Below are 11322 nucleotides of genomic sequence, written 5' to 3'. Positions count from 1 at the left end.
GCCACTTTACATGTGGCCGGGGGAGCGGTGCCAATCCCGGAAAAGCAGGCTGATGCACCACAGGGCGGAAAGACCCACCAGGGTGTAGACAATGCGGGAACCCACGCTGCCGGCCCCGAAGAGGGCGGCCACCAGGTCGAACCCGAAAATGCCGATGCTGCCCCAGTTGAGCCCGCCGATGATGGCGATAGCCAGGGCGATCTTATCAAACATGGAATTTTCCTCCAATCGTGTTGTTGCCTGCCATGGCTGCTGCCACGGCTCTATGGGAAGTATGCCCCAAACTGGATTTGATATGCTGAAAAGGTTGCGTTATAATGTTTTTATCCGATACCCATACCCATTCCCGTTTTTCCTTTGACGGCAGCGATACCGCCGCAGCTATGGAAAAAAGTGCCAGGAGCCACGGTCTTTCGGCCCTGGCCCTGACAGAGCACTGTGATTTTTATCATTTTGGCCCCTGTCCTCACTATGTCCGCAAAGAAGAGGACTGCCAGCAGGAGATGTTCCGACTAAAGCAGGAAGAGAACGATTTGCTGCTTTTGTACGGTGTGGAGCTGGGCCAGCCCCACCACAACCCGGAGCAGGCCCGGGCTTTGCTCCGGCGCCATCCCTATGACATGGTCATCGGTTCGGTGCACACTCTGGCCGATGGCCGGGATATTTATTATACCCCCTATCCGGACAAGGATGCCTGCCGCGGGGTGCTGGACATCTATTTTGAAGATTTGGAAAATCTTCTGAAATTCGGGGATTTTGACACCTTGGGCCACCTGGACTATCCCCTGCGGGTGATGGAAGGCCCCTGGGAAGAGCCCACTCTGATGGAATACAAAGAGCGGGTGGCCCCTATTTTGCAGAAATTGGCTCAAATGGGAAAGGCTCTGGAAATCAACGCCAAAGGCTGCCGGGAATGGTTCCATCGCCCCGGGCCGGAGGAGTGGATTCTGCGCCAGTTCCGGGAGTACGGAGGGAGCATGGTCACCATGGGCTCCGATGCCCATTCGGTGGAGAATGTGGGAAAGGGCATCCCTCAGGCCTGTGCTCTGGCCCGGAAGGCAGGATTTGAGCAGGTGACGGTGTTCCAGAACCGGAAACCCCGGCAGTTTGATATTGTGTAAAAAAGCAAAGGAGAAAGCTATGGCAGTCCGTGACGAGGTCTATGTGGCCGCCTGTTCTGATTATGAGGAAAAGCGGGTGGAAGAGTGCATCCGCCGGATGTTTGAGGATCAGGGCGGAGCGGAAGTTTTTCTGAAAAAAGGGAAGAATGTGGTCATCAAGCCCAATCTGCTCATGGCCCGGGCCCCGGAGGCCGCCACCACCACCCATCCGGCGGTGGTCAAGGCGGTGTGCCGGGTGTTTCAGGAGCAGGGGGCCAGGGTGACCATCGCCGATTCCCCCGGCGGGGTCTATAACAAAACCGCTTTGGGGAGAGTCTATCGTTTCACCGGCATGGAACGGGTGTCCCAGGAGACCGGCACTCTTCTCAACTGGGATTTTTCCAGCCGGAAACGCCGCTTTCAAGGTCTGAAACAGCGGAATTTTGACATTATCGCCCCCATCGCCCAGGCCGATGTGGTCATCAGCGTGGCCAAGATGAAGACCCATATGATGACCTATTTTTCCGGGGGCGTGAAGAATTTATACGGCGTCATCCCCGGGCTGACCAAGGCAGCCTATCACTCCCAGCACCCCGGGCGGCAGGATTTTGCCCGGCTGCTGGTGGATCTGTGCCGGTATGTGCAGCCGGCCTATACCATCCTGGACGGGGTGGAGGGCATGGACGGCAAAGGCCCCTCGGGAGGACGGGTGCGCCATGGAGGTGTGCTCTTCGGTTCTCAGAATCCTTTTGCCCTGGATCTGGCAGCCATGGAATATTGCGGTCTTGTGCCCGAGCGCTCCCCGGTGCACCAGGAGGGCGGAAAGCTGGGGCTGGTACCCTTTGAAGGGAAGCGGCTTACTTTGCGGGGAGACAGCATGGAGCCGCTGCAGCCGCCCTTTGTGCCGGCCATCCAGCAAAATGGCAGCCGGTTTTCCTGGGCGCCCCATTTTCTCCGGCCATGGCTGGAGCGGGCCGCAAATCCCTTTCCCCACATCACGCCCCGGTGTGTGGGCTGCGGCGACTGCGCCCGGGCCTGCCCCCGCCAAGCACTGCATGTGGCAAACGGCAAGGCTCATCTGGACAAGCGGAAGTGCATCAAATGCTATTGCTGCCATGAGATGTGCCCCATCAAAGCCATTGATGTATAGCAGGCGGGCGGCGGAGTGACGCCGCTGTCAGTGGCGTGACGCCAGCGGCATATGGGGTGCAGAAGAGTAAAAGACACCCCAAATGCACCCAGGGATACCGGGTGCCCACGAACACCATGGTTGGCATCTGCATCAGGCCCGGCGTGGGCGATACGGGAGCGGAGGCACTCCGCTGGGCGCCCGTTGGCATTGGATGCAGGAGAGAAAAAATATCGGTGGCGCACCCAGGGGTATCGAGCGCAGAAAAGAAAAATACACCCAAATGCACCCAGGGATACCGGGTGCCCACGAACACAGTGGCTGTTGTCTGCATCAGGCCCGGCGTTGGCGGCATGGGAGCGGAGGCACTCCGCTGGGCGGCATGGGAGCCCAGACACTGGGCGGAGGAAGAGATATGAAAGTACAAAGACAAAAGGCCTTGGCCAAAATCAATCTGACGCTGGACATTGTGGGAAAGCGGGAGGATGGCTACCATGAGCTGGAAACCATTATGCACACCGTGTCCCTTCACGATAAAGTGACCTTGCTGCCGGGAGAAGGGGAAGGGGTGGGGCTTTGGTGCAACCTTCCCTATGTGCCCCGGGACAGCCGGAACATCGCCTATAAAGCAGCGTTGGCCTTTTTCCAGGAAACCGGCAAAAAAGGTGCAGTGCACATCAAGCTGCAAAAGCGCATCCCGGTGGGAGCCGGTATGGCCGGGGGCAGCACCGATGCCGCCGCTGTGCTGCATCTTCTCAACCGGGCTTACGGCTATCCTCTCGGGAGGAAAAAACTTCATGAGCTGGCCCTTACCCTGGGGGCCGATGTGCCCTTCTGCCTGGAAACCGGCTGCCGTCTGGCCAGGGGCATCGGGGAAAAACTCACCCCCGCCCCTCATCTGCCCCCCTGCGGCATTTTGGTGATCAAGCCCCGGTATTCCATCTCCACCAAGAGCCTGTTTCAGAAAATGGATGCAGAGCCTTTGCAGCAGCGGCCCGACACCCAGGCCATGCTCCGGGCGCTGGAGGAAGGGGACCTGGAAAAAATCGGCGCAAATCTTGGCAATGTGATGGAGCCGGTGGCCTGCGCCCTCCATCCCCAGGAGCAGGAGCTGCGGGAAAAAATCCTTGCAGAAAAGGCCCTGGGGGCCCGCATGACCGGTTCCGGCTCGGCTCTGTATGGTTTGTTTGAAAATACCCAGCAGGCGGAAAAAGCCGCAGAGGCCTTCCGGAAACTGCCGGTGGAGACCTTCGTCTGCACGCCGGTTTTTTGAGAAAACCTGGTTTAAAAACAAAAACACCAGTCCATACTTCTCTCAGAAGGAAAGGCTGGTGTTTTTACTTATGATAAAGAAACTGAACTTCAAAAAATGGGAATGGGCTCTTCTCCTGAGCCTGCTGCTGACTTTCACCCTGGGGGCTTTCTGGCCGGGGGAGCAGGAGAGCATAGAGAGCAAGGTGACAAGGCTTCATGTGCTGGCCAACAGCGACAGCGAAGAAGATCAGGCCCTGAAGCTCCTGGTGCGGGACGGCGTGCTGGAAGAAGCGAAAAAATGGGAGGGAAAGCCCATGGATGCAGCTTTCCTGGGCGCCATTCAAAAGGCCGCCCAGAAGGTGGTGGAGCAGGAGGGCTACCACTACCCGGTGCAGGTGGAAAAGCGGGATACTTATTTTGACACCCGGGAATATGATACCTTCTCTTTGCCTGCCGGGGTTTATGATGCTTTGCGGGTGACCATCGGGGAAGGTGCGGGTCACAACTGGTGGTGTGTGCTGCTGCCGCCCCTTTGCGCTCCGGCCTGTGAGGAGGAGTTTCTGGATACCGCCCAGGAGAATTTTTCTCCCGGGGAGATCCGGTATATGACAGGGGACGGCCTGCAATACAAAGTGCGTTTCAAGGTGGCCGAGCTGCTGGCCCAGCTGTGCCATGCCCTGGGATAAACCAAAGCATCTTTGCCCGGTTGCGATGTTTCCTCCCAAAGTGGTATAATAACCGCAAAACGGTTATTATACCACTTTTTTGCTGATGTTTTCTGGCTATCTCTTTGGGGGGAGGTTTTACATCTATGGTGACCATTTACACCGGCCGGGCGGGATGCGGCAAAACCGAGGCCCTGCTTTCTGCCATGGGAGAGGGGGCCAAGGCCGGACGGCGGCAGCTGCTGATTGTGCCCGAAATGCTCTCCCACGAAAGTGAACGGCGGCTGCTTTTTTCCCAGGGCAATCCCATCGCCCGCTTTGCCGAGGTGCTCACCTTCAAGCGGTTGGCCCAGCGGGTGCTGGGGGAGGGGGGACACCCGCCTGCACTGCTGGACGGCGGCGGCCGGGTGCTGGCCATGCACCGGGCGCTGTCTCTTTGCGGGGACAGCCTGACCCATTTTTCTCTCTCGGCCCGGCCGGAGCTGGCAGGGGGTATGCTGGAACTGGTGAGCGAGCTGAAAAGCTGCCAGGTGGCCCCGGAGGATCTGGCAAAAGCTGCGGAAAGTCTGGGGGAGAGCCGGAGTAAAGTCCGTGACCTTTCCCTTTGTTACGCTGCCTATCAAAGGGTGACAAAAGATCTGCCCCTGGATGACAAAGACCTGCTGACGGCCTGCCGGGAGGCTCTGGGCCCATCGGACTTCGGCCAGGGGTGGGATCTTTATTTTGACGGCTTTTCCGGCATGACCGCCCAGGAGCGGAGCATTGTGGAAGTGTTGCTGGAAAAATGCCATTCCGCCGCTTTTGCTCTTCTTTGGGAAAAAGAGGACCGTCTTTTTTTAGAGCAGGAGAAATTTTTGCAGCGTTTGGCCGGAATCTGCCAAAAAATCAATCGCCCCTTCCAAGTGTGCCCTTTGCAGCGGAAAGAAGAGGAAGTGCCGCCGGCCCTCTCGGTGCTGGAGCGGGATCTCTTTGATTATGCCGCTACTCCCACGGAAAATGCCTGGCAAGGAGTAAAACTTTACACTCTTTCTGATCCCCAGGAAGAATGCGAATTTGCCGCATCTCTTTGCCGGGGCGCCATGGGAGAGGGGATGCGCTGCCGGAACATGGTGGTGGCCTGCTCCGATATGGAGACCTATGCCCCGCTGCTGGAAAGCGCCTTCCAGAAATGGCAGGTGCCCTTGTTTCTGGGAGAGAAAAGCGACATTCTGCAAAAGCCGGTGCTGGCCGCTCAGCAGGGAGCCTTGCTGGCCGCCTGTCAGGGCATGGGCTATGAGGATGTGTTCGCCTATCTGAAAAGCGGCCTGTCTCCCCTCGCCATGGAGGAATGCGACAAGCTGGAAAACTATGTGCTGATGCACAACATCCGGGGCAAACAGTATTTTGCTCCCTTCCGGAAAAATCCCGGTGGCTATGGGGCTAAGGAGGACCCGGGGGCTTTGCTGGAGCTGGAACACATCCGGCAGAAGATCGCCCCGGCCTTTGAGAATCTGATAAAGGCTCTGAAAGTGAGCCGTCAGGGGCCGGACTATGCCCAGGCCCTGGAACGGTTTTTGAAAGAGACCGGCATGGAACAGGCCCTTTCGGAAAAAGCCCGCAGCCTGGAAGAGCAGGGCCGGGCGCGGGAGAGCGCCGAATACAGTCAGCTCTATGACATTTTGCAGGGGGCCCTCTGCCAGTTTTCCGCCGCCATGGGCGGGCAGCAGATGGACGCCGGGGAATTTTGCCGCCTGTGGCGGCTGATGCTCTCCCAGTACCAGGTGGCCGCCATTCCGGTGTCCCTGGACCATGTCCAGGCCGCTTCCTTTGACCGGCAGAGTTTTGCCGGGGTGGAGTTCCTCATCATCCTGGGGGCCAGAGAAGGGGCTTTGCCCCCGGCGGTGGGCGGGGGAAGCCTGCTCACCGAAGAGGAGCGGGATGCGCTATTGCGGGCAGGGGTGACCCTGACCCAGACCGCCGAAGAGCAGGCCTATGAGGCCCAGAGCCAGATCTACCACGCCTTTGCCGCCCCCAGCAAACGGCTGGCGGTGCTCTGCCCCCAGACCCTTTCCGGCGGTACTGCCTGCCGCCCTTCCTACCTGGTGGAGCGGATGCTTCACCTGCTGCCCGGTTTGGAAATGAGCCGTCCGTCGGGGGATTTCCGTTTGCTGGCTCCCCGGCCCGCCTGGGAGCTGGCCTGCGCCGCCTGCCAGGGGGAAGGGGACACATGGGCCAGAGCCGCCCTTTCTTTGGAAGAGGAGAAGGGGGAAGAGCAGCAGAGCCGTTTTGAAGCCCTGCGCCGCTATGCCGTTTCTCCCCGCGGGCCCATCCGCTCCCGGGAGCTGGTGGCCGCCGCCTACGGTAAGCGCATCCGCATCACCGCTTCCCGGGCGGAAAAGGCGGCCGCTTGCCGCTTCTCCTACTTCATGGAGTACGGCCTTCATGCCAAGGAGCGGAAACGGGCCACTTTCGGCGCGCCGGAAACCGGCACCTTCCTTCACGATGTGGTGGAGCGGGCGGTGCGGCTTTTGGAAGAGGGGGAGGAGCAGGAGCCGCGGAAAGCCGCCCTGCGGGCCATTGCCCAGGTGAAGGAAAAGACCCTGCCCCATTTAGAGGAAGAAAGTCCCCGGTTCCGGGCCATTTTCCGCCGCATCCAGCGGATGGTGGTGTCCATTGTGGAGGATGTGTGGCAGGAGCTGAGCCTGTCCCAGTTCCGTCCCATCGCCTTTGAGATGGCCTTCGGCCCGGGGGAAGAATACCCGCCCATTCTGCTGGAAGGGGACGGGGTAAAACTGACCCTCAGCGGCAAGATCGACCGGCTGGACGGTTTTATCCAGGACGGCACTCTGTATGTGAAGGTGGCCGATTACAAAACCGGCAAAAAGACCTTCCATCTGTCCGATCTGCTCTATGGCATCAATATGCAGATGTTCGTCTATCTGCTGATGGTGGGCTTCGGCAAGGAAGCGGTGCTGGAAAAGGCCCGGGAGCGCCTGGGAGACGGGGCCCAGCAGATCCAGACCGCCGGGGTGCTTTATATCCCGGCCAAGACCCCTTATGTGCAGGTGGGTTACGGTGAGGATGGGGAAGGAAAGCTGAGCAAAGAATTGCGCCGCATCGGCATTGTGCTGGATGAAGAGCCGATTTTGCAGGCCATGGAGGACCGGCAGGAGGGGGACTTCCGCTTTCTGCCCGTCAGCGTGAAAAAAGGAGGCGGGCTGAAGAGCACTTCTTCGGTCACCAGCCGGGAGGGGCTGGAAAAGCTCACCCGAGGGGTGGACCGGCAGCTGCGCCGCCTGTGTGCCCTCATCACCCGGGGGGACATCGAGGCCCGGCCTTTGGTCACCGGCCCTGGGGCGTCGGTGTGCAATTTCTGCCCCTACAAAGACGCCTGCCACTATGACGAGACCATGGCCAAGGATGCACCCCGGCTGGCCCGGGTGCTTTCTCAGGAAGAGGTCTACGCCCGTCTGACAGAGGAAGAAGAGGAGGAAACACACCATGGCCGTTGAGTTTACCAAAGAACAGCGCCAGGCCATTGAGAGCCGGGGCGGCAGCCTGATCGTGGCCGCCGCCGCAGGCAGCGGCAAAACAGCGGTGCTGGTGGAGCGGGTGATACAGCGTCTGCTGGAGCCGGAAGGGCTGGAGCTGCGGGAGATGCTCATCGTCACCTTTACCAATGCCGCCGCCATGGAAATGCGCCAGCGCATCGGCAAGCGTCTGCTGGATGAGCTGGCTTTGCATCCGGCCTCCCGCCGTCTCCGGCGTCAGCTGGCCCTGCTGGGTTCGGCCCCCATCCAGACGGTCCATTCCTTCTGCCTGGGGCTGCTGCGGCAGAATTTTGCCCTGCTGGGTCTGCCTCCGGCCTTCCGGCTGCTGGAAGAGAGCGAAAGCCGTCTGCTGAAGGAGCAGGCTTTGGAGGATACCCTGGAAGAGTGGTACGAAAGCCGGGGAGAGGACCCGGATTTTCTGGCCGCTTTGGAGAATTTCGCCGAAGAACGGGGGGACAAGAACCTGGGCCGGGCGGTGCTTCATCTGTACGACTCCTTGATGAGCCATCCGGACCCGGAGGGGTTTTTGGATTCGGCCCTGTCCTCCATGGAAAGCTTGGCCCGGGGCGAGCTTCAGCAGGCTCCCTTCTGTCAGGAGAGCCTGGCGGAATGCGATGGGGCCATGGCCTTCTGGCAGAACAAGCTGGGGGAGGCTTTGGAGGAGATCGCCTTTTCTCCCGCCATCGAGAAGGGCTATGGCCCGGCCTTTTCCGCCTGTCTGGAAGGGGCCAAAGCCATAAGAGAAGGGGCCAGAGCGGGCTGGGACGCCTGTTATCAGGCTCTGGCCGGCTGGGCAAAGCCCCGGGTGGGAGCGGTGCGGGGAGAGGACAAGGATTATCTGGACCGGCTGAAAGCCCTGCGGGACGGCTTTTCCCAGGAAGTGGAACGGCTGCGGGAAGAGACCTGCTCCCGGCCCCTTGCGGCGGTGCAGCAGGAAGGGGAGCGGTCTTTGCCCATCCTCCGGGGGCTGATCCAGTTGGAGAAGGGCTTCCAGGAGCAGTACCGCCGGCTGAAGGAGCAGCGGGCCGCCTTGGATTTCAGCGATCTGGAACACGGCGCCCTGGCGCTTCTTTATGATAAGGAGGGGAATGTGACCCCTCTGGCCCGGCAGGTGGCCCAGGGCATCGGGGAGATTCTGGTGGACGAATACCAGGACAGCAACGGGGTGCAGGAAAAGATCTTTGCCGCCCTGCGGGGAGAAAAAGGGAGCCTGTTCATGGTGGGGGATGTGAAGCAGAGCATCTACCGTTTCCGTCTGGCCGAGCCGGAGATCTTCGTCCACAAATATTACAGCTATCAAGATTACGAAAAAGACCCCCAGGGGGCGGAAAAGCGGCTGATGCTCAACCAGAATTTTCGTTCCCGCCGGGAGGTCTTGTCCCTGTGCAATTTTATCTTCTCCCGCACCATGAGCCGTTCTTTTGGCGGCGTGGACTACGACAGCCGGGAGGCCCTGTATCCCGGGGCAGAATACCAGGGGAATTGTCCCGCCGAAGTGTGGGTGCTGGACATGAAGCGGGAAAAGGAGCCGGGAGAGGAAAGCGGCAAGGCCCTTTATGAGGCCGCTTTCACCGCAAAGCGGGTGAAGGCCCTTCTGAAAGAGTGCCGGGTGGAGGAAAAAGGAGAGAGCCGCCCGGCAAAGCCGGGAGATGTGGCCATTTTGCTCAGCTCCTTCACCTCCAAAGCGCCCTTGTATCAGAAGGCCCTGGAGGAAGAGGGCATCCCCTGCGCCGCCGGGGGCGGAGATCTGTTTTCCACCGTGGAAATGGCGGTGATGCGCTCGTTCCTGGCTATCATCGACAACCCACGCCAGGACATCCCTCTCATTTCGGTTCTTCGCTCGCCTTTGTTCCTCTTTACGCCGGACGAGCTGCTCACCATCCGGCAAAGCCGCCGGGAGGGGGATTTTTATGACGCTCTGAAAGAGAGCGATCTGCCAAGGGCCAAGGAGTTTATGGATCTTCTTTACCGGCTGCGCCAGTATGCTCCCGATCTGGGGGCCGGGCAGCTGTTGTCCCTGATCTACCAGGAGACCGGAGCGCTGGGCGTATTCCAGGCCCTGGACGGAGGCAATACCCGGCGGCGGAACCTGCACCGGCTCTATCAGCTGGGGCTGGAATACGAAAAGACCGGGCGGCGGGGGCTGCTGGGCTTTCTCCGTCAGTTGGAAGAGCGGGCCAAGGAAGGGGAGCGGGTGCCGCCGGAAGGGGGCGACGGTGTGGCGCTGATGAGCATCCACCGCTCCAAGGGGCTGGAGTTCCCCATTGTGCTGCTTCCCGATCTGAGCAAGCGGTATAACACCGATGAAATGCGCCAGAGCCTGGCCATCGACAAAAAGCTGGGGGTGGCCTTTTCCCTGCGGGACGAAACACTCCGCACCGAGACGGCCACTCAGATGGAAAACGCCATCTTTGCCAAGGCCCTGCGCCAGAGCCGGGAGGAAGAGGAACGGAAGCTTTATGTGGCCATGACCCGGGCCAGGGAGAAGCTGGTGCTCATTCTTTCCCTGCCCGATGCCGTCTCGGCCATCCGCCAGTGGGCGGGTGCTCTGGAGGGGGACAGATTGCCCTGGCGGGAGTGCGCCGGGCAAGGCCGCGCTGCTCTGCTGGTGGGAGCGCCCCTTCTGTGCCACAAGGGGGCAGAGGAGCTGCGGGCCTATGGAGGGCTGGGGGCCATGGACTTCCCTCTTTCCGGGGAGAAAGACGAGCTCCGGTGCCATGTGCAGCCCTATGACCCGGCGGTGTTGGAGGTGGACACCCGGCAGGCCGAGACAGAAGAACATGAGCGGGAGCCTTTGCCCGATCTGGCCCCGTACCGAGCCATGCAGGCCTTCCGGTATCCCTATGAAAAGGAGAGCCGTCTGCCCTCCAAGCTGACCCCTACCGCCCTTGTGACCATGGAGGACACCCCGCGGCTGGAGTGGCGGCGGCAGGAAGCCCGCATTCGGCTATATCAGGGCCAGACCCGGGAGCAGGCCATGAGCCGGGGCACTCTGATCCACCGGTGTATGCAGCTGGTGCAGCTGGAAAACTGCCTGACCCCGGAAGGGGCCGCCCAGGAGCTGCGGCGGCTGCAGGAGGGGGAGCTGAAAGGGGAGAATCTGGACCGGGTACCGGTGGGGGCCATTTCCGATTTTGCCCGTTCCCCATGGGGAAAGCTGGCCCGGGAGAACCCCTGTTTGCGGGAGTATCAGTTTTCCGCCCTTTTCTCACCCAGGGAACTGGGGTTGGGAGAGGAAGAAGAGGAAGAGATTCTGATGAACGGGGTGATGGATCTGGTGATAAAGACCCCGGAAGGGGCCATTATTCTGGATTTCAAAAGCGACCGGGTAAATCCGGGAGAGGAAGAGGCTCACGCCGCCCGCTATGCGCCCCAGCTGGATATTTACGCCCGGGCCTATGAGAAGGTATGGCAGCAGCCGGTGCTGCAAAAGGTCATTTATTTTTTAAGCAGCGGCGGAGTGTCTCTGCAGGTATAACGCCCCAGGCTCTGTGCGTTACGGCCAGCGTGCTGCGGGTCCGGTGGCCGGACGGCCATACTCTCTTTGCCTGATTCGATACAATCAGCCTGGTTCTGCTGCTCAGTGCGGGAGCACGACTTGCCTGCCCAGGCACTGGGCCCGGTGGCCGGACGGCCGTACTCTC

7 protein-coding genes are annotated in these 11322 nt (G+C 60.4%); 6 read left to right on the top strand and 1 reads right to left on the bottom strand.

Annotated elements, in window-relative coordinates; translation table 11 throughout:
- Positions 1-6: 6 nt before the first annotated feature.
- Positions 7-213 (bottom strand): DUF378 domain-containing protein, encoded by a 207-nt coding sequence (locus tag H6A25_RS04965; RefSeq protein WP_204750887.1) that lies wholly within the window; start codon positions 211-213, stop codon positions 7-9.
- 104 nt (positions 214-317) lie between these two features.
- Here H6A25_RS04965 and H6A25_RS04960 point away from each other — a divergent pair, with 104 nt between their 5' ends.
- The 6 genes from H6A25_RS04960 to addA all read left to right on the top strand — a co-directional run bounded on the left by H6A25_RS04960 (position 318) and on the right by addA (position 11156).
- A complete protein-coding gene (locus H6A25_RS04960; RefSeq protein ID WP_204750886.1) occupies positions 318-1121 on the top strand; it encodes a histidinol-phosphatase HisJ family protein in 804 nt (267 codons plus the stop codon).
- A gap of 19 nt (positions 1122-1140) precedes the next feature.
- On the top strand, positions 1141-2250 hold the full coding sequence (locus H6A25_RS04955) for a DUF362 domain-containing protein (RefSeq protein ID WP_204750885.1): 1110 nt from the start codon (positions 1141-1143) through the stop codon (positions 2248-2250).
- Between the two features lie 394 nt (positions 2251-2644).
- Complete coding sequence (ispE, locus tag H6A25_RS04950) at positions 2645-3502, top strand: 4-(cytidine 5'-diphospho)-2-C-methyl-D-erythritol kinase (protein WP_204750884.1); 858 nt, start codon at positions 2645-2647, stop codon at positions 3500-3502.
- A gap of 70 nt (positions 3503-3572) precedes the next feature.
- Positions 3573-4169, top strand: coding sequence for a stage II sporulation protein R (locus H6A25_RS04945; RefSeq protein WP_204750883.1), 597 nt, complete (start codon positions 3573-3575; stop codon positions 4167-4169).
- Positions 4170-4294: 125 nt separating this feature from the next.
- On the top strand, positions 4295-7639 hold the full coding sequence (locus H6A25_RS04940; protein ID WP_204750882.1) for a PD-(D/E)XK nuclease family protein: 3345 nt from the start codon (positions 4295-4297) through the stop codon (positions 7637-7639).
- The gene (gene addA, locus H6A25_RS04935) at positions 7629-11156 is read left to right on the top strand and encodes a helicase-exonuclease AddAB subunit AddA (RefSeq protein ID WP_204750881.1); all 3528 of its coding nucleotides are present in this window, start codon (positions 7629-7631) and stop codon (positions 11154-11156) included. The genes H6A25_RS04940 and addA overlap by 11 nt, the downstream gene beginning before the upstream one ends.
- Positions 11157-11322 lie beyond the last annotated feature (166 nt).

Source organism: Intestinimonas butyriciproducens (assembly GCF_016901775.1).
GTDB lineage: Bacteria > Bacillota > Clostridia > Oscillospirales > Butyricicoccaceae > Pseudobutyricicoccus.
Note: the sequence above shows the minus strand (reverse complement) of the source record. Positions and strands in the feature narration are given on the sequence as shown.